Source organism: Rufibacter aurantiacus (assembly GCF_017916345.1).
Taxonomy (GTDB): Bacteria; Bacteroidota; Bacteroidia; order Cytophagales; family Hymenobacteraceae; genus Nibribacter; species Nibribacter roseolus.
In genome coordinates this window covers 820,151-844,788 of the sequence record NZ_JAFMSV010000004.1, presented here as the reverse complement: position 1 = coordinate 844,788, position 24,638 = coordinate 820,151, and the positions used below count along the sequence as shown (strand labels likewise).

Below are 24,638 nucleotides of genomic sequence, written 5' to 3'. Positions count from 1 at the left end.
TGGGGAATGGCAGGAAAATGAGGTTGATAAAGCGCGTTCATTTTTCCTTATGTACACCTACTCCCGTTTTGGGCCTGTTTTGTGTAAAACAAACCCAAAACGGGAGTAGGCAGAGAATTCAATGATAAGTTAGCTTTAGGCTGTGCGGGAAGATTTATTCGCCTTTAAACGCGGGCTTGCGCTTCTCAAGAAACGCCGAGGTTCCTTCTTTGAAGTCCTCTGATCCGCAGCACCGGCTGAAGGAATTGGCCTCAGTTTGGTAGCCGTTTTCTTCTTTGTCATACCAGGCATTCACGCAGTCCACAATCATGCCCACCGCCAACGGTGCTTTGGCCACGATCTTCTGCATGATCTCCAGGCACTTGTCCATCAGTCCTTCGGGGGTAGTCACATGATTCACCAGCCCCACTTCTTTGGCCTCGGCGGCCGAGATCATGTCACCGGTCATCATGAGCTCCATGGCTTTGCCTTTGCCTACCAACTGGGTCAGGCGCTGCGTGCCACCGTAGCCCGGGATAATGCCCAGGTTCACCTCAGGCTGCCCAAAACGGGCGTTCTCGCTGGCTACCCTGATGTGGCAAGCCATAGCCAGTTCACAGCCTCCGCCCAAGGCGAAACCATTCACCGCGGCAATCACAGGCTTAGGGCTCTCTTCAATCATGGAAAAGACATCCTGCCCCCGCTCCGCGAAACGGCGGCCGTTCACCTCGTTCAACTCAGCAATCTCAGAGATATCGGCCCCGGCCACAAACGCCTTCTCACCGCTTCCCGTCAGGATCACGCCCCGCACCTCTGGGTCATCATACACTTCCTGCATGGCGTTGTTGATCTCCTTTACCGTCTCAATGTTGAGGGCATTCATCTTGTTGGGCCTGTTGACCGTAATAAACAAAATGCCGCCTTTGTTCTCCAGCAGAAGGTTGTTGTATTGGACCATGTTCTATCTTCTAAACGTGTGTTTCTCCTCTAAATAAGAGGCGCAAATATAAAGAAATCCACACAGATTACGGTGCTTGCCCACCACCCATTAAAAATACTCTTAATGCCTACTTTTTCAGTTATAACGCTTAGGAAAGTATAATATTTGTGCTTAACTTAAGTGTGAATATCTGGAACAGTTTTTGCGCCCTTCGCGTTACACGGCATATTTCCACTTCTCTTCGCATCTACGCTATATGACCACATTTTTTAGATACGTTGTGTTTGCCATGGCGCTGGTACTACTGGGCGCTAATGCTACGCAAGCCTCGGCCCAGAAGCCCAGAAAATCAAAGCGCGAAGCCAGTCGGCGCGGTCCTGAAGGCATCAAGAAGGGCCAGTCTGGCTCCAGCAACGTGGACCGGGAGATGCTCCTGGACCGGCAGAAAGCAGTAGCCTCTGCCAAGACCAGCGGCGGTATGTACTCCGGACCGCGTTACTCCATGCCAGACAACAAGTATGACACTGGCAAGGGTGCCTTTTCTATAGGAACCTATAAAAACAAGGCGAAGAAGGTAAAGCAGCGGAAATCTAAAAGGCTTATTGACAAGGACAACCCCAACGGGAAAATGTATCAGCAGAGCCTGAACAAGCGTAACCGCAAGTTCCTGTTCTTTTAACCGGTTCACCACCCATATCAAAAGCCCCTTTCACCTGTGTGGAAGGGGCTTTCTTTTTTTAAAGGCATTTTGCTGAAGTCAGGGCTAAAACGTGAGTTCCTATGATTGGCAGAGGCACTCGTAGGACCTGCTGAAGGCTTTGCCTACGCAAATTCCCCTACGAACCACAATCACTTTACTTTCCAAAAAACAATCAGAACACAGGGCAGAAACAAAAAGCCCCACCTTTTGGGTGGGGCTCTCTTTATCTGAAATCAACTTGTGACTTATCCGTGGATTACAGCGTCCGTTTAACTTCGCGCTCTTCGTAGGCTTCAATGATGTCGCCTTGCTGCAGATCGTTGAAGTTCTTGATGCTGATACCGCACTCGTACCCTTGACGTACCTCGGCCGCGTCGTCTTTGAAGCGTTTCAGGGCCAGGATCTCGCCGGAGTGAACCACGATACCATCGCGCACCAAACGTATCTTCGAGTTCCGGGTTATGGTACCATCGGTAACCATACAACCTGCAATAGTTCCCACTTTGGTGATCTTGAACACCTCGCGTACCTCTACGTTGGCAACTACCACTTCCTGTACGGTTGGCGCCAACATACCTTCCATGGCGTCTTTCACCTCGTTGATGGCGTTGTAGATGATAGAGTACAGGCGGATGTCTATCTGCTCCTGCTCTGCCAGCTTGCGGGCATTGGCCGACGGACGAACCTGGAAACCAATGATGATTGCATCTGAAGCGGAAGCCAAAAGAACGTCTGACTCGGAGATCTGGCCCACCCCTTTGGACAGGATGTTCACCTGCACCTCTTCGGTAGACAGTTTCAATAATGAGTCAGAAAGGGCCTCTACTGAACCATCCACGTCACCACGCACAATCACATTCAACTCCTTGAAAGTACCGATGGCCAGACGGCGACCGATCTCATCCAGGGTGATGTGTTTCTTCGTGCGCATATTCTGCTCACGCTGCAATTGCTGACGGCTTACGGCAATCTCACGGGCTTCACGCTCAGTTTCCATTACCACAAACTTGTCACCGGCCTGCGGCGCTCCGTCAATACCCAACACCTGGATAGGCATGGATGGACCCGCAGCTTTATGACGACGTCCTAAAACGTCCGTCATCGCTTTCACGCGGCCGTAGTGCGAACCAGCTACCAGAATGTCCCCAATTTTAAGAGTACCGGTTTGTACCAATACGGTGGCCACGTATCCGCGGCCTTTATCCAGGGCAGCTTCAATCACAGTACCTACGGCACGGCGGTCTGGGTTGGCTCTTAGTTCTAATAACTCAGCTTCCAGCAATACTTTCTCCAACAGTTCGTCAATACCTTGTCCAGTCTTGGCCGAGATCTCCTGGCTTTGGTATTTACCGCCCCACTCTTCCACCAGTACGTTCAACTGGGCAAGTTCCTCACGGATCTTGTCTGGGTTAGCGGTTGGTTTATCCACTTTGTTGATGGCAATCACGATAGGCGAACCAGCCGCCTGCGCGTGGTTCAAGGCCTCTTTCGTTTGCGGCATCACGCTGTCGTCAGCAGCTACCACAATGATTACCACGTCAGTTACTTTGGCACCACGGGCACGCATGGCGGTAAAGGCCTCGTGACCCGGCGTATCCAGGAACGTGATGTCTTTCCCGGCATCGGTGGTTACCTGGTAGGCGCCAATGTGCTGGGTGATACCCCCGGCCTCACCGGCGGTTACTTTGGTTCTTCTGATATAATCCAGCAAAGAGGTTTTACCGTGGTCAACGTGACCCATGATGGTCACGATTGGCGCGCGTGGCTGCAGATCTTCTTCTGCATCTTCTTCCTCGGCCCCCAGGTTTTCTTCGTCCTCGGTGGTAGCGAACTGGATCTCGTAGCCAAACTCATCAGCGATGATGGTGATAGCTTCGGCATCAAGGCGCTGGTTGATGGATACGAACATACCCAGGTTCATACAGGTCTTGATCACCTCGTTCACGCTCACGTCCATCAAGGCCGCCAGGTCATTCGCAGACACGAACTCGGTTACGCGTAGAATCTTAGATTCCAGCTGCTCCTGCATTCTGCGCTCATCAGCGGCATCTGCCACGGCAGAGCGTTTTTCACGGCGGTACTTGGCACGGTTTCCTTGGTTACCGCCTTTACCACCGCTCAGACGGGCCAGAGTAGCCTTGATCTGATCCTGGATTTCTTTATCTGTCAGTTCAGCACGTGGAGCAGCCGGGGCCGGACGATTACCGCCACCGCCTCCTGGGCGCTGACCTGGGCCTCCGCCTGCTGGGCGATTCCCTTGGTAACCTCCACCGCCACCCGGACGTTGTCCCTGGCCTGGTCCGCCGGCGTTGCCCTGGCGGTTTGCCGCCTGGCCTGTTCCCAACGGACGGGTACTGGTTGCTCTGTCACCGGCGCGATGTCCTTGCTGTTGCGGGGCATTGTTGCCACCACCTTGCGCACCGGTTTTAGGTACTTCAATGCGTTTGCGTTTCTTCTTGTCTCCGCCGCCCTGGCCTTGCTGACCTGGGGCACCCGGCTGGTTTCCGCGGCGGCGCTCATCTGAAGACGCCACTGGTTTACCGCCTTTGCCACGGCCTCCGCTTACCGGAAGCTCAATCTTACCAAGCACGGTCAAGCCTTTCAGCTGGTCTGCTTGTGCTTTAATGGTAGACTGTGGTGCCTCTGGTGCGCTTGGCTCAGCAGGCTTGTCTGCCGCCGGGGCAGGCGCCGGAGTTGCTGCTACCGGAGTGGAAGCAGGAGCTGGCGTTGGAGTAGCTACCGGAGTTTCTGGTCTTGCTTCCTGTGGTGCAGGTGCAGGTGCGGCCGGTCTTGGCGTTTCGGCTACTGGAGCCGGTGTTGTAGTTGGCGCTGGAGCAGCTGGTCTTTCAACTGCAGCCGGAGCTTCCGGGGCTTTGGCCTCAACCGGGGCTTGTGCTGCCGGAGCAGCAGGTGCCACTGCAGCGGGCTTAGGGGCCTCAGCTACCGGAGTAGGCGCTGGCGCTGGTTCAGCTGCTGGGGTTGGCGCCGGAGCGGCCGGTCTTTCGGTTACGGCTGGTGCTTCGGTTGGTTTGGCTGGCGCGGCGGCAACTGGTGCCGGAGCCTGCGCTACCGGGGCAGGAGCAGGTGCTGGCGCCGGAGCGGGTGCCGGTTTTGGAATTGGTCTGCCTTTGGCATCCAGGTCAATCTTGCCCAGGATCTTGATCCCTGGCAAAGCAGAACCACCTGCGGCGGCTGTGGCCGGGGCAGGGGCTGGTGCTTGCGCGGGAGCCTGCGGCGCCGGAGCGGCCGGTCTTGGCTGCTCAACGGACTGCGTTCTCACCTGGTTGGATTTGATAAACATCTCCGGCTCAGGCTCGGGCTGCTTCTTAGGCTCAGGCCGGTGCTCATGCTCAGCCGGCTTTTTCCCGATGTTCAGTTCTGCTGCCTCGGCCTTGGCCTGCATGGAGGAAGCAAATTCTTTCGACAGCATATTGAACTGCTCCGGGGTAATTTTTGAAGTAGGTTTATTCTCGATCTCAACCCCTTTCTTGCCCAGGAATTCTACTACCGTGGCAAGGCTGATGTTTAAGGTGGTTGCTACCTGCTTAAGCCTCATCGATCTTTCTTCTGACATGTTCAAATATGCTGTTATAATTTACTTTTAGTAGTTACTTGTTTCTTACTCATTAAAAAGGATGGGTGGCCATGACGACTTCGCGTTTTTGCCCTGTTTCCCGGAAAATAGGCCAAAAATGGCACCCACCCTCCAGTAAGGTCAAATAACCCGGCACATAAAGCGCACCACTAGTTGTTGCTTTCTTCTGAATCAAACTCTTGGCGGATGATGTTGAGCAGGTCTTCCACGGTCTCTTCTTCAAGCTCCGTTCTGCGCACCAGATCTTCCTTGCTGACGGCCATCACGCTGCGGGCTGTGTCCAGACCAATACGCTTCAGCTCGTCAATCACCCAGCTCTCAATCTCGTCAGAGAATTCTTCCAGGTTAATATCTTCTTCAAACCCTTCGGTTTCACGGAACACGTCAATCTCCAGACCCACCAATTTGCTGGCGAGCTTGATGTTCTGCCCGCCTTTACCAATGGCCAGGGAAACCTGGTCTGGTTTCAGGAACACAGAGGCGCGGCCCGTTTCTTCGTTTATCTTGATGCTGCTGATCTTGGCGGGGCTCAGCGCCCGCTGGATGTACAGCTCCATGTTGTCTGTGTAGTTGATCACGTCAATGTTCTCGTTCTCCAGCTCACGCACGATGGTATGGATACGCGAACCTTTCATGCCCACGCAGGCACCTACCGGGTCAATGCGGTCATCGTAAGACTCCACGGCTACCTTGGCACGCTCGCCTGGCTCCCGCACAATCTTCTTGATGGTGATGAGGCCGTCAAAAATCTCAGGCACTTCGCCTTCAAACAGACGCTCCAGGAACTGCGGAGAAGTACGGGAAAGAATGATTTTTGGGTTACCGTTGATGATCTCCACGCGCTGAACCACCGCCCGCACCACGTCACCTTTGCGGTAACGGTCTTTGGGGATCTGCTCAGACTTAGGAATCAAGAGTTCATTGTCCTCAGAGTCAAGGATCAACACCTCGCGGTTCCATACCTGGTAGACCTCGCCGGAGATGATCTCCCCTACCTGGTCTTTGTATTTCTGGTACAGCAGGTCTTTCTCAAGGTCTTTCACCCGTTGGATAAGGGTCTGGCGGGCAGTCAACACGGCGCGGCGACCGAAGTCCTCCAGCTTGATCAGCTCAGAAACTTCTTCGCCCACCTCAAAGTCAGGCTCAATCTTGCGGGCCTCAGAAAGGCTTATCTTATCATCATCCCAGATGTCCTCTGAGTTATCGTCCACAATCTCGCGGTTACGCCAAATTTCAAGATCGCCTTTCTCTACGTTCAGGATGATGTCAAAATTCTCATCAGTAGACCATTTCTTCCGGATCATGGTACGGAACACGTCTTCCAAGATCCGCATCATGGTAGGGCGGTCAATGTTCTTGAATTTAGCGAACTCCGCAAACGACTCGATCAATACTGAACTATCCATGTCTTTCTTATTTAAAAGAGATTACAATCTGCGCTTTCACAATATCACTGAAGGCCACGTGCACGGGCTCCAGCAACGCTTTCTTATGTTTCTGTTTCACTTCCTCGGCCAGCAGGATGCCGTCTTCCAGCACATCCCTGATCTCGCCGGTTTTCTCTACGCCACCTGCAAAGGTCAGCTTCACGGTGCGGCCAATATTTTTTCTATAGTGCCGTTCTGTGGTAAGCGGAAAATCCACGCCCGGAGAGGACACCTCTATCACGTAGCTGAATTCCTCACCCATGGCCTCTTCAATGCGCTTAGACACCCGGCGGCTGATCTGCGCGCACTGGTCAATGCTGATGCCTTGGTCACCGTCGGCGAGGATGGTCACCTTGGGCCGCACGGGCGTATCAGAGACCTTCACGCTCACTATGAACAGGTCCGGCTCTGGCAAGGCTGCCTGCGCAAATTCCTCAATCGTTTTTTCCTCTAGGGCCATTCGCAATCTGGATAACAAATAAAAAGGGGGACTCTCTCGTCCCCTCCAATTCACTTTAATCGCACAAATGTACAAACAAATCCACTGAAACACAAGCAACAGGGCATTATGTACGCTTTAAGATCAGGTAAAAGAAAACCAGCGCCGGGAAGAACCGCTTTTTTTCAGTCTTCTGTTGACCAGAAAACCGAGGCTGCTCACCTAGGAATTAACCAAGAACTTGCCTATATAGTTCAAAATGGATAAAGATGGTTTTATGGCCCTTTTCAGGGAAACAGCCCCAAAGCGCAGACGCAAATAAATTCTGTTGCCCCTGGTGCAGAATCATATCTGAGGGAAGGACCCAGGAAACTTGGAAGCATGAAAAAGGCAACCCTGAAGAGATTGCCTTTTTCAAAGTATATACCGCTTTGGGTCTGTTCTCAAGAAAGAGGGCCCAAAGCGCAAGAAACTTAGGAGAACAATCGGAACACCAGGAAGGCCGAGGCATACGCCAGACCGGTCATGTACAGCATCTGCAGGATAGGCCATTTCCAGCCTTTCGTCTCCCGATACACCACCGCAATGGTGCTCATACACTGCATAGCGAAGACGTAGAAAATGAGCAGCGAGAAAGCACGGGCCGGCGTGAAGAACGGCTGCCCAAACTCGTCTTTCTCGGCCATCAGTTTTTCTTTCACGGTAGAAATGTTCTCTGAGTCGCCCACGCTGTAGATGGTAGAGATGGTGCCCACAAACACCTCGCGCGCCGCAAAGGAAGTGAGCAACGCGATGCCAACTTTCCAGTCATACCCCAGCGGACGGATGGCCGGCTCCATGAACTTCCCGAACTGCCCGGCGTATGACGCCTCCAGCTTCTGGCCGGCAATATGCGCCTCGGCATCAGCTTCGTCCAAATTCATGGTGGTGAGTTCTACGGAAGCCTGTTTTTCAGCCTGCTCCATGGCATTGCCAGGACCGTAGGAAGACAGGACCCAAAGCACCACCGAGATGGCCAGAATCACTTTTCCTGCCTGGAACACAAACGCTTTTACTTTCTCAACAATGGTGAGGCCCACGTTTTTCCAGCGCGGCATTTTGTAGGTAGGAAACTCCATGATGAAGTAGCTGCGCTCTTTCGTTTTGAGCACCCATTTCAATAAAGCCGCCGAAAGGATGGCCGCCACAAACCCGATCAGGTACAAGCCCATCAAGACCAATCCCTGCAGACTCATGAAGCCTAGGAAATACTTCTCCGGCACTACCAGTGCGATCATCACCGTGTAAATGGGCAGACGCGCCGAGCAGCTCATGAGCGGCGTCACAAAGATGGTGATCATGCGGTCTTTCCAGTTGTCAATGGTGCGGGTGGCCATGATCGCCGGCACCGCGCAGGCCACACCCGAGATGAGCGGAACCACGCTTTTCCCGTTCAGCCCGAACTTGCGCATGATTTTGTCCATCAGGAAAGTCACGCGGGCCATATAACCAGTTTCCTCCAACACCGCGATGAAGGCGAACAGCAAGGCAATCTGGGGAATGAAGATGAGCACGCCACCCAATCCGGCCAAGATGCCATCGGTGAGCAAATCTACCAAAGGACCATCGGCTTGGGTATGGATCCAGGCATTAAGGGTGGCCACCCCAGAGTCAATGAGATCCATGGGGTACGCGGCCCACGCGAAGATGGCCTGGAAGATCATGAACAGCACCCCGAAGAAAATGAGGTAGCCGAAGATCTTGTGCGTTAGCACCTGGTCCAGTTTGTTGCTGAACTGCTCATTGTTTTCGGCTTTGGTCACGCGCATGGCATCCAGCAGTAGCCCGTTGATGCGGGTGTATCGGTCTACCGTTTCTGAAGCTTGCAAGGCGTTGGAATGGAAGCCGTACTTCTTCACCAACTCGCCTATGTACTCTTTGTCATCATCGGAGAGGAAAGACAGTTTGTGGTATTGGTGGGCGTAGTGCCAGGCCAGGTAATCGTTGCTGAGCTCAAAGTAGTAGCGGATCTGGCGCACCATCACCAGCAAATCATCCGGGATAGGGAAGAAAGTAGATTTAGGCGCCTCCAGTTCTTGCGAGAGCAGGATCTTAAGGGCCGCCAGGCCGCTGCCGGTACGGGCGTTCACCGGAATCACCGGCACACCTAGTTCTGCCTGCAACTCGGCCACGTCAATCTTCACGCCGTGCTTCTCGGCCACGTCCATCATGTTCAGGGCCAACACCGCCGGAATCTGCAGATCAGCGAGCTGGGTGAAAAGCAGCAGGTTACGCTTCAGGTTAGAGGCATCGGCGGTGATGATGAGCACATCCGGGTAAGAGGCGGCTTTTTTGTCGTGGAGCAGGTCAATGATCACCTTCTCATCCAGCGACTTGGGGTAGAGGCTATAGGTACCTGGCAAGTCAATGACCTGCGCCTTGAGGTTTGGGGTAAGCTGGCTGATACCGGTTTTCTTGTCAACGGTAACGCCCGGGAAGTTGCCCACCTTCTGGTTCAGACCGGTTAAATGGTTGAACAACGAAGATTTCCCGGAGTTGGGATTACCGATCAGGGCAATCTTGGCCACCTTACGGGCGGTGGGAACAGTGGTATGCGGAACGGAGGCGGGGGCCGGCGCAAGAACTTCAGACATAGACTAAGCCTTTAACTTGATGGTAGCAGCTTCGTCTAAACGCAAGGAAAGGGTGTAATCGTTCACAATGATGGTAATGGGGTCGCCAAGGGGGGCACGGCTGTTGAGTTTTACCTCCTCGCCGGGAATACAGCCCATCTCCAGCAGTTTCAAAGACATTTCGGGGTCGGTTAAGCAACAGATCACCCCCTTCTCCCCAATCTTCAAATCCCGCACACTCTTTTGCTCTCTTTGCACCTTGCTTCTCTTATTTAGACTTGTTATAAACAGCCGCAAGGTACAAGGTGTTCCTTTTGAATCCAAAAAGAAGCGGATGTTTTGCGCTTCAGGCCTTTATCGGCCCGATTTTAGCTTGTATTTCTACTGATTTTTGTCTACTTTTCGTGAAAACAAGCTAAAAACATGTCACTTTTCTCTTCTAACAACCCTGCTTTAAAAGAAGAAGCGTTTATGCAGGCGGCAGTTCCGCAAGCCGTTGACGGTCCGACCATGACCCTGAACGGCACCATTGCAAAATCGGCACTGCTGCTGGGTATTGTACTGGTGTTCGCGGTTTTCTCCTGGGACCTGTTCTCCGTAATGGGCGTTCCCCTGCCGTTCCTGGTGTCCATTCCGCTGGTGGGCGTAGGGCTGGCATTCCTGCTTGTCTTCAAAAAACACTGGGCGGCTTACATTGCCCCCATCTACTGCGCGCTGCAGGGATTGTTCCTGGGTGGCGTCTCCGGTATTCTGGAAATGAAGTTTCCCGGCATAGCGAACCAGGCCATGCTACTCACCTTTACCGTGTTCGGGGGTATGCTGCTTCTTTACAGCACCGGCGTCATCAGAGCCACTGAGCGTTTTAAGTCTATTATCATTACGGCCACCTTCGGGATTTTCTGCTACTACATGCTCTCTTTTGTGCTGCAGTTCTTCGGGGTGGAGATGGCCCTGATCCATAGCACCGGCACGGCTGGTATTATCTTCAGTGTTCTGGTGGTGATCATCGCGGCCATGAACCTGATCCTGGATTTTGACACCATTGAGCAAGGCGTGACCTATGGCGCCCCCAAGAACATGGAATGGTACGCGGCCTTCGGATTGGCTGTCACCCTGATCTGGCTGTACATTGAGATCCTGCGCCTGCTTTCTAAGTTGAACAGCCGCAACTAATACACAACCCGCGTCTTCCACGGCCGTACATGCCTGTATATCAACTTTGTACAATTATGCCGAAGACAAAGAAAGACCAGAAGAAAGAAGACCCATGCTGGAAAGGCTATGAACAGGCCGGCATGAAAGACAAGGACGGTAAAAAGGTGCCCAATTGTGTCAAGAAGAAAGACTAACCCTTTAATAGAAACCGCCACCGGAAACCCAGTGGCGGTTTTGTTTTGTACCAATTTGAAAGAGAACCGCTTTAAGCCCGATTTCCTTAAAACAGCCCCTAAACGCTATTCGTTGAAAAACACCCGCCCACAAAGCTTTAGCCAGCAAGAACTCTTTTCCCCTCCCCATTACCGCGCAACCAGACCAGCAGCCTTCTTCCCAAACTTAAATTATATAAAGGCCACCTGCCCCAAACAGACGTAAGAGGTGTTAGATTTAGTATCTTTGCCTTTGCTCTATTGTCTGGTCTGCTATAACATTCCAAATTATGCTTTTATACATTGATCCAGGTTCCGGCAGTATGCTCTTTCAGATCCTAATGGCGGGTGTGTTAGGTGGTCTGTACGCCATCAAAACGTTCTGGAGACAGATCAAGACTTTCTTCCTGAGGGTCTTCGGGAAAAAACCTAAGTCCTAGCAGGTGGCCAACGCAGAAGTAACCATTGGATCTTACCGCGACCCAGACGGTTTTGTTTTTGAGACGGCAGAAGGCCTGTTCAGGCAGATAAACCATTCTTATGCCTCTACCTATAGGCACTTGGTGGCCTCCAACCTGTACCAGGAGCTAACCAATGCCCAACTTCTCATCCCGCACGTTGCAACCGATGTTCCAGCCTTCACGCCCGATGGCTGGTTGGTGATCCAACCGCAACGCATTCCGTTTATCTCTTACCCTTACGAGTGGTGCTTCAGTCAATTGAAAGACGCCGCTTTGCTCACCCTTCAACTCCAACAGAAGGCCCTGGCACACGGCATGAGCCTGAAAGACGCCAGTGCTTACAATGTGCAGTTCCTCCACGGCAAACCCGTTTTCATTGACACGCTCTCCTTTGCGTTGTACGAAGAAGGGCAACCCTGGCCTGCCTACCGCCAATTCTGCGAACATTTTCTGGTGCCTTTGGCCCTCATGGCCCATACAGACATCCGGCTTCACCGTTTGCTGCTCTCTAACCTGGAGGGCATCCCACTGCAACTGGGGAGCAAGCTGCTGCCCTGGCACACTTGTATGAGCTTCGGTTTGTTGATGCATGTCCACCTCCATGCAAAAGCCCAGGTGAAGTACACGGGTCAGGAAAGCGGATCTAAAAACAAGCAAAAAGCCATGTCCAGAAACGCACTTTTGCAGCTTTTGGATAGCCTTACGGCCACCGTTAAATCCCTCTCCTGGAGCCCAGACAAAACCCTGTGGGCCGATTATTACCAGCACACGAATTACCAGGACGGGGCCATGCGCCACAAAGAGCAGACCGTTGAACAGTTGCTTCTGAAGGCAGGCCCTGAAATCGTTTGGGATTTGGGGGCGAATACTGGCCGTTTTAGCCAAATCGCGACCAAAATGGGTGCCCAGGTAGTCGCCATGGATTTTGATATCGGTTCCACCGAGATCCACTACCTCCGGATTAAAGAAGAGAAAAATACGGCCGTCCTCCCGCTGGTGATTGATTTGACCCAGCCCAGCCCGGCCATCGGCTGGTTAAACAAGGAGCGGGAGAGCATCTTCGCACGCCCGAAACCAGATTTGGTCATGGCCCTGGCCCTGGTCCACCATCTGGCCATCAGCCACAACCTTCCGGTCTCTTACCTGGCCTCATTTTTCGCCGGGCTGGCCAATCATCTCCTTATTGAATTCGTCCCGAAATCTGACTCTCAAGTGCAAAGGCTATTGGCCAGCCGGAAGGATATTTTTACCGGTTATACCCAGGCAGCCTTTGAGGAAGAGTTCTCCCGCTTTTTCCAGATTGAAGAGAAACATCCCCTTCAGGGCACGGAGCGCACCTTATACTTGATGCGTAAAAGATGAAAGGCATTAAGGGCCTGGTCTGGCATCCTTTCCTTGGCGGCTTATTTCCCGTGCTGTTCCTGTACGCTTACAACAGCAGCTATATCCCCTTTGCAGAACTCTTGGTGCCTACGCTGGCGGTGGGCCTTTCTTCCAGCCTCCTCCTTTTGGCGGCCAAACTGTTCCTGCGCACCTGGCAGAAATCCGGTATCCTAGTGAGTTCCTTCTGGCTTCTCTTCTTCTCCTATCAGGCCCAATGGCTGCAGGTGGTTCACTGGTTTGGCGAAGAAGGGGCACGTCACTCGTATTTACTATTGGCCAACCTCCTGCTATTGCTAACTCTGTTTCTTTGCCTCAGAAAAAGCAAAAGTCCTCTGTTTAGGCTTTCCAAAACCCTCAATGTATTCGCGGGCATTCTCATCTTTTTCCCCGTGAGCCAAATTCTCTATTTCCAGGCAAGCCAATTGGTTTCAAAAGCCTCTGTTGGCCCAGAAAAGCAGAACACCATCCAAGGGCTGGAGACTAAACCAGGCCAGAGACCAGACATCGTCTACCTCATCTTAGATGGCTACGGGAGACCCGATGTTTTGCAGGAGAACTACAGCCTAGACTTAGGCGAATTTAACGCCTTTCTAAAGGAACAAGGCTTCTTTTTGGCTACCCAAAGCACTGCCAATTACGCCCGTACCACCGCATCATTGGCCTCCTCGCTCAACTTTGACTATCTCCAGAACCTGCCCGGGTACCACCCCAGACTCACCTACCTGGATCTCCATGAAATCACCGAGGAAGCCCGGCTGTTGCATTTGCTTAGGCAGGAAAAGTACCAGCTGTTTGGCTTTGCCACGGGTTTTGGAAACGCAGAACTCACCAAACTGGCCACTTACCTTTCTCCATATACCCAGAAATCACCGCTTCGGGAGATGCTGTTCTCCATGTCTCCCTTGCAGATCATAGAGGAAAACGGCAAGTTGTACAGACAATATGTGGGCCTCAAAACCAGGTTCTTCAACTACCGCGAAGCCCCAGCAGACAAGGGCCGGCGCTATTATGAGGAAATCCAGTTTGCCCTGGAGAAGGTGCCCCAATACGTAGGCCAGGAGACTCCTTCCTTTGTGTTCGCCGATATCTTTGTGGGCCACCCTCCGTTTGTATTCAATGAACTGGGAGCATACCAGAAATCCGCCCCAAAACTGGAAAACCCCATTGCCGACGGCAGCGACCTGATCCCTTTCTACCCAGGCGGGAAAGAAGCATACCGGCAGCAGTACCGCGTTCAACTCGGGTACCTCAACAGGAGAATCATGGCTTTGGTGGAGCGCATAAAACAAAACGCAAAGCGGCCCACCGTCATCATTCTGCAGGGCGACCATGGTCCCGGCACCAACTTTCACCAGGAAGAGGCCGCCCAGTCTAACCTTCCGGAGAGATTCGCCATCTTTAACGCCATCTACCTTTCGGGTGGGGGAGCCCCTGCCCTGCCCCTGGATTTGACCCCGGTAAACACCTTCCGGATTCTCCTTAACCACTACTTCCGCACTACTCTTCCCCTACTACCCAACCGGCAGTTCTACTCCCCGGCAAACGAACCCGGCAAGTTTGAGGAAGTCACCCACCTCTTGCAAAAGAAGGCGCAACCGCTTTAAGCCCGACTTGCTTAAAACGGCCCCTCAACGGCTATTCATTGAAAAACACCCTCTTCACCCGCGTGCTCACGTTAGTCAAAAGTTCATAGGGAATCGTCCCGATGCGGGCAGACAGTTCTGTGAGCGGCAATTCCGCACCAAAAATCAACACTTCATCGCCGGCGCGCACGTCCAGGCCGGTGATGTCTACCATGCACATGTCCATGCACACATTCCCGATAATAGATGCACGTTGCCCGTTGATGAGCACCTCGCCCACGCCGTTCCCGAAGCGTCGGTCATATCCGTCGGCGTACCCGATGGCGATGGTGGCGGTCTGTTTATCGGCTTCCGCGATGCCACGCCGGCTGTAGCCCACGGTTTCACCAGCTTTGATAGATTTCACCTGTGAAACGGTGGTCTTGAGCTGCCCTACGGTCTGCAGACTGCTTTGCTCCTGCCCCGCGGACTCCACGCCGTACAACCCGATGCCTAGGCGCACCATATCAAAAGCAGCCTCCTCTCCAAAACGCACGATGCCGGCGGAGTTGAGGATGTGTTTCGTAACAGCGTAGCCTAGCCCCTTTTCTACAGTGGCGGCCATCTGCCGGAACCGGGAGATCTGCTCGTGGGAGAAATCATTGTACAAGGCTTCATCGGCGCCAGCCAGGTGGCTGAAGACGCTTTGTACGCGCACGTGCGGCATCTGGTCCAGCACCTCCAGGGCTTCCTCCAGTTCTGCTGCGTCAAAGCCCAGGCGGTGCATACCGGTATCCAGCTTAAGGTGGATGCGGGGTGTTTTGCGGCTGTTTATGGGGAAATAGTCCAGAAATCGGTGTAGCAGGTCCGGGGAGTAGATCTCGGGTTCCAGGCTGTACTGCTGCATTTTCAAGAAACTGTCGGGGCTGGGGTTCATGACCATGATGGGCAGCGTGATGCCATGCTCCCGCAGGGCGATGCCTTCATCGGCGTAGGCCACGGCCAGGTAATCCACGCGGTGGAACTGTAGCAGATTGGCGATCTCGTAGGCGCCCGCGCCGTAGGCGAAGGCTTTTACCATGACCATGATCTTGACCTGGGCCGGCAGTTTGGCGCGGTAGAAGTTGAGGTTGTGCACCAGCGCATCCAGGTTCACCTCCAGCTTGGTGCCGTGAATCTGCTGCTGCAGAGCGGCCACAATCTTCTCAAACTGGAACACGCGTGCGCCTTTCACCAGAATTGTCTCCTGCCGGAAGGTCTCGGAGCGGAGCTGGCCCAGAAAGGAATCCGTGCCCAGGTAGAACTCGCTGCCGACGGGGAACAGGTCCTGGTGACGGGTAATAATGTCCCCGATGCCAATGACGCGGTCCACGCCGCGGGTTTTGATTTCCTGTGCCACCTGCTGGTAAAGCGCATGCTCCTCCACCCCAGCCTCCAGCAGATCAGAGACAATGAGTGTTTTACGCCCGCGGCGGGCCTGTTGGCCCAGCACATCCAGCGCGATACGCAGACCGGCTAAATCGTTGTTATAAGTATCGTCAATGACGTAGCAGCCGTTGATGGCCTCCTTGCGCTCCAGGCGCATGGCCACGGGGTGCAGGCGCTCAAATCGACCCGCCAGTTCCTCAGGCTTCACGCCCACGTACAGCAGCACCGCCAGGCAGTGAAGCGCATTTTCCAGCGAGGCTTCGTCAGAGAAAGGCAGCGTGAGGTCCTGGCCTTTGCCATCATAGCGGAATCGGACTTTGGTTTTGCCGTGGTGCATCTCCAGCACTTTCAACTGCACCTGCGCCGCGGTATGCTCATGGGTGCTCCAGGCAAAAGTTGGCAGACCGGCCTCCCGGATGGCTTCATAGACGGCAGGCTGATCGGCACAGAAGACAAGCTTCTCTACATGGGCGAAAAGTTTGAGTTTCTCCTGCAATTTCTGATCCGAGGAGGAAAAACCTTCATCGTGCGCCGGACCCAGGTTGGTGAACACACCGATGGTAGGCTGCAGCACGCTGGCCAGGTGTTCCATCTCGCCGGGCAGCGAAATACCGGCCTCAAACACGCCTATGGTATGGCTCTCGTTGATCTGCCACACCGAGAGCGGCACCCCGATCTGAGAATTGTAACTACGGGGGCTTTTCACCACCCGCTCTGAGACGCTCAACAGTTGCGCCAACCACTCCTTGACAATGGTTTTGCCGTTGCTGCCTGTAATTCCGATGACCGGTATATTGAATTTGCGCCGATGGTAGGCCGCCAGCCGCTGCAAGGCGTGTACGCTGTTGCTCACCAGCAGCACGTTGGCCTCCGGGAAAGTAGACAGGTCCATGAGCCCCGAGGCATCCTCCACCACAAACTGTCGTACGCCAGCGGCATACAGCTCGGGCAGGTACTGGTGCCCATCGTGGAATTCTCCCCTGATGGCGAAGAACACCGAGGATACGGCATTGGCTATTTTCCGGCTATCGGTGAGCAAGTGCTGTACGGGATAGGTGCCGTTACACTGCACCAGCATGCCGCCCACCACCTGAGCAATTTCTTTGAAAGTAAACATGATGCGGTTATCTGTTATCCAAATATACAACAGAAGGAATACCGCCAAACACTCTCTTCCGCCACGCTCCTGCCACCCAGAAAATCCATTTTAGAGGCGATTTCTGAAAAAGGGCGCAAAAGCGGCAACAACCCGGTTCAGACGTTCTTTTTGGCGAAACACAAGGGTGTTTTTGGGCAGAAATAGCTGCTTATTAGGCAGTACGCGGGTCAACGTCTACCTTTGTGCTCCTGAAAAAAATTACCGTGAAATTAAACCGTTACCATATAGCTGCCGTCAGCGCCTTTCTTATCTGGGGATTTATCCCGTTTCCGCTTAAAGCTTTATCCGGGTTCCCCAGCAGCCAGATCCTTTATTTCCGCATCCTGGTCTCGGTGCTCACGCTGTTACTTATTTCCGGTACTACCCGCCGTGAGCAGTGGCGCCAGACGTTTAAGCGCTTTAAGAAGAATGACCCAATAGAAAAGCGGAGATTCATTCTGTACACGTTGCTGGGTGGGGCGCTGCTCACCATCAATTGGCTGGCGTTCATTTACGTGGTAAACCACGTAGACATCCAGACCGGCTCTTTCTCCTATCTGCTCTGCCCTATCCTCACCGCCACGCTGGGCTTTTTGATTCTGCATGAGCACCTGCGGGTTCACCAGTGGATTTCCGTAGGGCTGAGCCTCATGAGCTGCCTTCTGGTGGGCACAGACTCTATCTACAACCTGCTGTTCAGTCTGCTCATCGCTTTTTCTTACGCTTTTTACCTCATCACCCAGCGCCTGCTCAAAGATTACGACAAGATCGTGCTGCTTACGCTGCAGTTGCTGTTGGCATTCACGTTCATCGGACCTAGTTATCCGTGGTTTGTGGGGCAGGAGGCGCAGCCTATCACGGGCCATTTTGTGGGGCAGATTGTGCTGCTAAGCTGGCTTTTCACGGTGCTGCCTTTGTTTTTGAACCTGTACGCGCTCAAAGAACTGAAATCTGCCACTGTGGGCGTGCTCATGTACCTCAACCCGATCATCAACTTCACCATGGCGTTCCTGTATTTTGGGGAGGTCACGAGCCAGCAGAAGATATTGGCTTACCTGGTGATCTTCGCCTCGGTGATTTTGTACAACCTGCCCATCGGGAAGAAAAAAGAAGTGCCGGTCTCTGCCTGACCAGAAGAAAGCCATGCAACTTTTGGCCTTGTTTTTGGCTCTTGTTTATAGATAAGGCAACGGAGCCTTTCCCATTGAACAGACTTATGAAAAGCACTTGGTATTTCGCATTGGTAAGCCTTCTGCTCACGGGCTGCGCCCAAACAGAAAACCTGACCTCTACCGAGGGAGCTGTCTTCACCCAGGGAGCTAACCTTACGCTGAAGCTGCAAAAGCCCGTGGCCGCTGGTGACCTCACCCTGAACCTGCAGAAGGTAGACGAGAGCCGCTGCCCCATCAATGCCAACTGCGTAAGAGCGGGATCAGCTATCACGTATGTGCAGTTGCAGGATGCCCAAGGCAACAGTATCACCAAAGTTCTATACCTGGGAGACCCGCTCACGGCGCCAGATAACCGCGGCTTCCGCACTGCGGATACACTCAACGCCACTCTGGGCAGCAAAACTTACCGCCTGACTTTAACCGAAGTTCTGCCTTTCCCCAACACGGCATACCCCAACCCGGCTGAGAAAACCGCCAAACTATCGGTGACAGCATTATAAGTAAAGTCACCTGTGTGGGGAGGCACCAGGAATTTAAGTTTCTGATAGAATAGTGGTTTACTTTGCAAGAGAAAAGGCCTTCCTTTTACAGAGCATTTTTCCTAAAACCGCGCTAAAGCAGCAAACCGGCTTTCTGCTTCACAGGGGCAAATCATAAGGGTAACAAAGCATTAGCGTGGCTTGTCTCCTTAGTAAAAGTTTATGGGAGGCTTTTACGGGTATTGAAGTAAATTTCAAGTATTTTAGAGGCATACAAGCTATATCCAGCCGCTAAAACTATACTTTTCTCGTGAAGCTACCTCTTTTCAAAAGCCTGCTTTTCCTTTCTGTTGCAGCTTTCCCCCTCTCATGTGCCCAGAATGTCGTCCCACCTCCCGCTACAGTCCAAACTCCTGCGGCTTCGCAGAAGGCTGTAAAAGTAGAAGTAAAGAAAGAGAACGGTCGGTATCAACTATACCGCGGAGGGAAGCCCTACTTTATCAAAGGAGCGGGCGGCGGCCGTTACCTGGACCAACTAGCCGCCTACGGTGGCAACTCCATCCGGACCTGGAGCACCCATAATGCCCAGCAAATTCTGGATGAGGCCCACAAGCATGGCTTAACTGTGACCATGGGGTTGGATGTGGCGCGCGAGCGGCACGGGTTTGACTACAACAACGCGGAGGCCGTAGCCAAACAACTGGCCAAACTCCGTGAAGAGGTCATGAAGTACAAAGACCACCCGGCCTTGCTGGTATGGGGTATCGGGAATGAGTTGAACTTAAGCTATTCCAACCCTAAGGTGTGGGATGCGGTGAATGACATTGCCAAGATGATCCATGAGGTAGACCCTAACCATCCGGCCAGTACCATGCTGGCGGGCCTCAACAAGAAGGAAGTAGACTACATCAAGGCGCAGGCTCCTGAACTAGACCTTTTATCCATCAATGCCTACGGTGATTTACCTTCTATTCCGGGCCGGGTCCGGGAGTATGGCTGGGAAGGCGCTTACATGATCACCGAATGGGGACCCACCGGCCACTGGGAAGGCCCGCAGACTCCCTGGAAAGCCTCAGTGGAAGAAACCAGTTCTGAGAAAGCCGCCGTTTACCGCAGCCGCTATGAGGCCACCATGGGGAAAGACACTGAGCGCTGCCTTGGCTCCTATGTTTTCCTGTGGGGACAGAAACAGGAAAGGACCCCCACCTGGTATGGTCTTTTCACGGAACAGGGAGAAGAATCTGAAGTTGTGGATGTGATGCACCATCTCTGGTCAGGGAAATGGCCCCAAAATCGTGCTCCGCACCTAACCTACCTACACCTTGACGGCAAAAAAGCCACTGATAATGTCTACCTAAAGCCTAACCAAAGCTACCTTATCCAGACCGAAGTAACGGATCCAGACCGTGATGCGCTCACCTACCGCTGGGAACTCCTCTCTGAAAGCACAGACCTCAAAGAAGGCGGCGACGCTGAAAGCCGCCCGGGTGCAATCCCCGGCATTGTGCAAGACCAAGGCAAAGGACAGGCTCAAGTGAAAGCCCCAGAAAAAGAAGGTGCCTACCGCCTATTCGTGTACGCTTATGACGGCAAGAACAACGTAGCCACGGCTAATATCCCTTTCTTTGTGAAGAAGTAGCCAGTCGGACTCCCAGACGCACCTATTTAACCCGCTGTTTTAAGGGCACTTTCATGAAAACAGCCTAAAACAAAACGCCCGCAGGATCCACCTGCGGGCGTTTTGTTTTAGGCTGAATCCAAGGTTTCCTAGATGTGCTACGCTTTAGCTCTGTTTTTTAAAAATGGAGCATAAAACAGTGCCGTTTGAAAAGGAATACTCAGCAATAAATAAGGGGACGTTCCTTTCTTTTAACAGAAGGAACGTCCCCTTATTTATTGGTTTATGAAGGAATACAGGCCAACTTTTGTGCTATCTAACAAAAGCTTCCTGTACGCAGGTCTATTTTTCCACCATTTTATAAACCCGGACATAATCTACCTCCATCGCCTGTGGGTAAACCGATGCATCCACCCCCTGGGTACCTCCCCAGTTACCACCTACGGCAATATTCAGTAGCAAATGAAAGCGTTTATCAAATGGCCAGGCGGCGTATCCTTTGCCTTCATTGATAAATTCATACATCATTTGGTTATCAATATAGCCCCGTATGGCAAACGGTGTCCAGTCAATTCTGTATAAGTGATATTCTGTACTTGCATTTGGCACTACCTTACTGGCGCCTTTCTGGGTTCCAATACCGTGGTTATAAGCTTCTGTATGAACGGTTACGTGTACGCGGTCCTGGTCATACCCTACGTGCTCCATGATATCAATTTCCCCGGATTTCGGCCAGTTCCCGTAAGACCAGTCCGTTGGCAGCATCCAGATAGCCGGCCAGGTTCCCTTGCCGGTGGGTAACTTCGCTTTGATTTCGAAGCGGCCGTAAGTCCAGTCGCCTTTGTCTTTGGTTACCAAACGAGCCGAGGAGTACTCTTTCCCTCCTACACTTTCCTTTCGGGCAGTTATGGTCAGTTTGCCATCGGCTACACTGGCATTGCTGATGTTATCAGAGTAATACTGCAGTTCATTGTTACCCCAACCGTTACCGCCAATATCGTAGCCCCATTTAGCACTGTTTGGCTTGCCAGAATAATCAAACTCATCGGCCCAGACCGGAGTGGTTTCAAAACTCCAATTCTTGTCTACTGGCCCGGTAGGCTGCGTGATGACTGGTCTGGGGATATCCTTCTCGCCGCCACAGGCTGCCATAGCCCAGGCAAAACAGAAATAGCCAATAGAACTAAGAGGCATTTGAAATATTTTTTTTGTTTTAAGTATCAACATGATGACTTCGATTTGGGGGATTGTAGTTTCCATATACAACCACCAGAAAACGCAGGATGTTACCCATCCAAAAATAAAAAGACAAAAAAATGCCAGGTGCAGAAACTGAACCTGGCATTTTAAAAAGATTCTACTTCTCTAATCTGAAATCATCCAGGAAGAACACTCCCGGGATAAAGTTACCTTCTCCACCCACCTGAATCACAATGCGGTCCAGGTCTTTGCGGCTGATGATATTGGCTGCACCAAAATCAAACGTTAACTCTATCCATTTATCCAGTTGCGTTACCTGTTGTTTGATCTCAACTTGATTTACCCAAGGCTGTGCGGCGGTACCATCCTGGAGTTTTACTGAAACTTGCTTCAATAAATGCGGATCTGCCCAAGACTCACCAGCAGCTTTGGTGAAGTCATTATAGCTTGGGATAAATACTTTCAGCTTGAATACGTGGCGTGTTGTTAAATCAAACTTGTAGGTAAAGTCAGCGAACATGTTGGCAAACTCAAAGGGCTGGCCATCTTGTTTCACGTACAATGCCACCTTTGGCGAAGCATTTCCTGATGCTGCAGATGGTGCCGGATTGTCGTAGCTCTCGTTCAGGGTCAGCGCTTCGGTTTTCCAAACTACATTCCCTGGTTCATCAAAGTTATCCTTGATGTCTTCGATTTTGTATGGCTTTTCCTGCACTGGCCGGGTGTATCCTTTTGGCACCAGGCGCAGCCACCAGGCATTGGCTGCGTTTGACGCATCGTTGCCTTTTACATAGAGTTCGTTTTCGGTTAACTTCAGAATCTCATAGCGGGTAGCACCGGTATAATAGCCCAGGAAGCCTCCACCTGAGAAGGTCAGGTACTTTTTACCACCTTCTTCTACAATACTCCAGGTCATGTTAGTAGGCGGCGTGTAAGGCGTAGTGTAGTCAGAACTTTGGTTTGCACCACCCAGACCACTGCCGTTTGAGCCGTTCACGAAAGTAGAGCCATTGTTTTTGTAGGTGTAAGCGAATCCATTCAGGTTAAACGTCATTTCGTCGTCGTAAAGTCCTTCAGATGCTTTCTCATTGGCTCCGGCCTGCCACCATTCTGGCGTACCTGCCCCAATTGGCCCCACTCCCATGTGCCCAGCCAGCGTTTTATCAATCACCCAGGTTTTGCCAGTAGCATTTGCCGCACCGCCGGTTAACATGTTGTAATCTTCCCGGTTCAACATAGAGACATTCGTCTTGGCAATGGTTACCGCCTGGGTTCTGGTTGCAAAACCACCACTTGTGAACACGGTAAGCTTCACATTATAAGTACCTGCTACCGGATAAGAACCAGATGCATCGTTACCTACTCCTGTAGCCCCATTTCCAAAATCCCATATAGCTTTCAGAGTCCCGGGGGTCTCGTTTTTGAAAGTTATGATGTTGGGATTGGTGGCTGTAGGTGTCGCAGAAAACATTACCTGCTCAGAGGTAGGCGCAGCCGCCAACTCTCCTTCAAAATCCTCAGGGGTACAGGCTGTAAAAGAGCCTCCTAACAGTGTTAATGCCAGGTATAAACAAACCTTGTATGTTTTAAATATTGATTTCATGGTTAGTATATTTAAATACAATTAATAGCCTGGGTTTTGCGTGATAGTACTGTTAGTAATATCAATCTCCTGCTGTGGAATAGGCAAAAACTCGTTTCTGTTGGCTTTGAACCCAAGTGGCCCCAAAACAGCGGCTGCTCTACCGGTGCGTACCAAATCAAAGAAGCGGTGTCCTTCAGTGGCTAATTCCAGTTGACGTTCACGGTAGATGTTATCCAACGTAGCCGGTACAGACGGTAAACCAACACGGGCACGCACGGCATCTAAAAGCATTTTGGCTCTGGTTGCATCTCCGCCACTGCGAACCAATGCTTCTGCCTCCAGCAAATAAGTATCTGCCAAACGGATTTCAATCTCATTGATTGGCCAGTTTAATTCCGGCGTACCTACAGGAGACTTAGCACTTGCATACGGGGCATATTTCTTAATGAAATAATCAGTATTCTGATACCGTGGATTGTAAGAGGCTCCCTGTGCTTTCAAAGCTTTACCATCAATGATAGTGTGTTCAAAACGCGGATCTCTTGTCATGTCCGCATTTGTCATGGCCGCAACCAAATCCAACGAGATAGGAGCAAAACCCCAGCCTCCAGAATATAAAGGTCCATTGTAATTTTCTGGGCCAACAAACTGAGGGGCTACGTTGCCTTCTCCTCCGTTCACCCAACCCCAGTCACCCCAAACACCTTTAGTAGAATGAGGAATCTCTAAGATGGACTCCGCATTAAATTGATTGTCTGGTTTGAAGATATCACCATAGTTCTGCAACAGCTGATAATTGCTTGCCGTGTTCACTTCTTTGAAAAGGGCGGCAGCTTCAGCCATACGGCCATTATCATTCTGGTGCATGATGGCTTTGCCTAAGAGGGCAGTAGCGGCATATTTCGTTAACCTACCTTTTTCAGTTGCAGGAACAGAACTTGGCAAATCAACACGGGCTTCCTTCAGGTCTTTCTCTATCTGAGCATAGATTTCTGCCGGTGTAGCTTGTTTCTGTGAATATAAATCACTGGTAGGAATGGCGCCCGTGATCAACGGAACCCGTCCAAAAAAGCGAACCAGATCAAAATAGAAATAAGCGCGCAGAGTTTTTGCCTCAGCAATAGCTCTGGTTTTAAAAGCTTGACTTAACCCAGGTGCTTCTTCAATTTTAGTTAATATCAGGTTAGCCCGATAAACCCCGGTAAAGTTCTTTTGCCATAAGCCAGTAGAGGGGCTGATGAAAGGATCTACTGTGAAATTATCCCAGGCCACCCAGCTAACCTGGTCTGTGGCACTGCCTCCCCCCGCGTGGGCTTCGTCAGAGGCAACGGTAAGCAAGGGTTGCTTCATGGTATAGCCACCGCTGTTACCCCACTGCATTACATCATACACGGCTACCAAGCCCTGCATCACCTGAGTTTCGTTCTGGTAGAAATTACCTTCTAACTCTGTTCCCCTTGGAGTTAACTCCAGGAATTCTTTGTCACAGGAGCTGAAGGCTACCAGCCCTGCCAAGAATAAGGATGTATATATTGATTTGTTAAGTTTCATGT

At 52.0% G+C, this 24,638-nt stretch carries 18 protein-coding genes; 8 read left to right on the top strand and 10 right to left on the bottom strand.

The window, feature by feature from the left end:
* Window positions 1-154: 154 nt before the first annotated feature.
* Window positions 155-937 (bottom strand): enoyl-CoA hydratase/isomerase family protein, encoded by a 783-nt coding sequence (locus J3P34_RS18285; protein ID WP_210462968.1) that lies wholly within the window; start codon window positions 935-937, stop codon window positions 155-157.
* 238 nt (window positions 938-1,175) lie between these two features.
* On the opposite strand from J3P34_RS18285, the gene J3P34_RS18280 reads away from it, so the two are divergent.
* Window positions 1,176-1,598, top strand: a complete 423-nt coding sequence (locus J3P34_RS18280; RefSeq protein WP_210462967.1) for a hypothetical protein — start codon at window positions 1,176-1,178, stop codon at window positions 1,596-1,598.
* Between the two features lie 277 nt (window positions 1,599-1,875).
* Here J3P34_RS18280 and infB read toward each other — a convergent pair whose 3' ends face one another.
* The 5 genes from infB to J3P34_RS18255 all read right to left on the bottom strand — a co-directional run bounded on the left by infB (window position 1,876) and on the right by J3P34_RS18255 (window position 9,950).
* Complete coding sequence (gene infB / locus J3P34_RS18275; protein ID WP_210490038.1) at window positions 1,876-5,193, bottom strand: translation initiation factor IF-2; 3,318 nt, start codon at window positions 5,191-5,193, stop codon at window positions 1,876-1,878.
* Window positions 5,194-5,363: 170 nt separating this feature from the next.
* Window positions 5,364-6,620 (bottom strand): transcription termination factor NusA, encoded by a 1,257-nt coding sequence (gene nusA / locus J3P34_RS18270; protein WP_210462965.1) that lies wholly within the window; start codon window positions 6,618-6,620, stop codon window positions 5,364-5,366.
* A 7-nt stretch (window positions 6,621-6,627) separates the two neighbouring features.
* A complete protein-coding gene (locus J3P34_RS18265; RefSeq protein ID WP_210462964.1) occupies window positions 6,628-7,101 on the bottom strand; it encodes a ribosome maturation factor RimP in 474 nt (157 codons plus the stop codon).
* Window positions 7,102-7,553: 452 nt separating this feature from the next.
* Window positions 7,554-9,713, bottom strand: coding sequence for a ferrous iron transport protein B (feoB, locus tag J3P34_RS18260; protein ID WP_210490037.1), 2,160 nt, complete (start codon window positions 9,711-9,713; stop codon window positions 7,554-7,556).
* 3 nt (window positions 9,714-9,716) lie between these two features.
* The gene (locus J3P34_RS18255; RefSeq protein ID WP_223808749.1) at window positions 9,717-9,950 is read right to left on the bottom strand and encodes a FeoA family protein; all 234 of its coding nucleotides are present in this window, start codon (window positions 9,948-9,950) and stop codon (window positions 9,717-9,719) included.
* Window positions 9,951-10,115: 165 nt separating this feature from the next.
* On the opposite strand from J3P34_RS18255, the gene J3P34_RS18250 reads away from it, so the two are divergent.
* The 4 genes from J3P34_RS18250 to J3P34_RS18235 all read left to right on the top strand — a co-directional run bounded on the left by J3P34_RS18250 (window position 10,116) and on the right by J3P34_RS18235 (window position 14,507).
* Window positions 10,116-10,865: a Bax inhibitor-1/YccA family protein gene (locus J3P34_RS18250; protein WP_210490036.1), complete on the top strand. Its 750-nt coding sequence runs from the start codon at window positions 10,116-10,118 to the stop codon at window positions 10,863-10,865.
* A gap of 484 nt (window positions 10,866-11,349) precedes the next feature.
* Window positions 11,350-11,499, top strand: coding sequence for a hypothetical protein (locus J3P34_RS18245; RefSeq protein ID WP_210490035.1), 150 nt, complete (start codon window positions 11,350-11,352; stop codon window positions 11,497-11,499).
* A 3-nt stretch (window positions 11,500-11,502) separates the two neighbouring features.
* Complete coding sequence (locus tag J3P34_RS18240; RefSeq protein WP_210490034.1) at window positions 11,503-12,882, top strand: hypothetical protein; 1,380 nt, start codon at window positions 11,503-11,505, stop codon at window positions 12,880-12,882.
* Window positions 12,879-14,507, top strand: coding sequence for a sulfatase-like hydrolase/transferase (locus tag J3P34_RS18235; protein WP_210490033.1), 1,629 nt, complete (start codon window positions 12,879-12,881; stop codon window positions 14,505-14,507). Before J3P34_RS18240 ends, J3P34_RS18235 begins: the two co-directional genes overlap by 4 nt.
* Window positions 14,508-14,538: 31 nt before the next feature.
* On the opposite strand, the gene J3P34_RS18230 is transcribed toward J3P34_RS18235, so the two are convergent.
* Window positions 14,539-17,010, bottom strand: coding sequence for a bifunctional UDP-N-acetylmuramoyl-tripeptide:D-alanyl-D-alanine ligase/alanine racemase (locus J3P34_RS18230; RefSeq protein ID WP_210490032.1), 2,472 nt, complete (start codon window positions 17,008-17,010; stop codon window positions 14,539-14,541).
* Between the two features lie 245 nt (window positions 17,011-17,255).
* Between J3P34_RS18230 and J3P34_RS18225 the strand changes: the two genes are divergently transcribed.
* The 3 genes from J3P34_RS18225 to J3P34_RS18215 all read left to right on the top strand — a co-directional run bounded on the left by J3P34_RS18225 (window position 17,256) and on the right by J3P34_RS18215 (window position 20,321).
* A complete protein-coding gene (locus tag J3P34_RS18225) occupies window positions 17,256-18,161 on the top strand; it encodes an EamA family transporter (protein ID WP_345890380.1) in 906 nt (301 codons plus the stop codon).
* An 86-nt stretch (window positions 18,162-18,247) separates the two neighbouring features.
* Complete coding sequence (locus tag J3P34_RS18220; protein WP_210490031.1) at window positions 18,248-18,703, top strand: hypothetical protein; 456 nt, start codon at window positions 18,248-18,250, stop codon at window positions 18,701-18,703.
* Window positions 18,704-18,992: 289 nt separating this feature from the next.
* Entirely contained in the window at window positions 18,993-20,321 is a 1,329-nt protein-coding gene (locus J3P34_RS18215) for a glycoside hydrolase family 2 TIM barrel-domain containing protein (protein ID WP_345890379.1), read from the top strand.
* Window positions 20,322-20,642: 321 nt separating this feature from the next.
* On the opposite strand, the gene J3P34_RS18210 is transcribed toward J3P34_RS18215, so the two are convergent.
* The 3 genes from J3P34_RS18210 to J3P34_RS18200 form a co-directional block, all read right to left on the bottom strand.
* The gene (locus J3P34_RS18210; protein WP_246853773.1) at window positions 20,643-21,494 is read right to left on the bottom strand and encodes a glycoside hydrolase family 16 protein; all 852 of its coding nucleotides are present in this window, start codon (window positions 21,492-21,494) and stop codon (window positions 20,643-20,645) included.
* Between the two features lie 163 nt (window positions 21,495-21,657).
* Window positions 21,658-23,103 (bottom strand): PKD domain-containing protein, encoded by a 1,446-nt coding sequence (locus J3P34_RS18205; protein ID WP_210490030.1) that lies wholly within the window; start codon window positions 23,101-23,103, stop codon window positions 21,658-21,660.
* 21 nt (window positions 23,104-23,124) lie between these two features.
* On the bottom strand, window positions 23,125-24,636 hold the full coding sequence (locus tag J3P34_RS18200; RefSeq protein WP_210490029.1) for a RagB/SusD family nutrient uptake outer membrane protein: 1,512 nt from the start codon (window positions 24,634-24,636) through the stop codon (window positions 23,125-23,127).
* Window positions 24,637-24,638 lie beyond the last annotated feature (2 nt).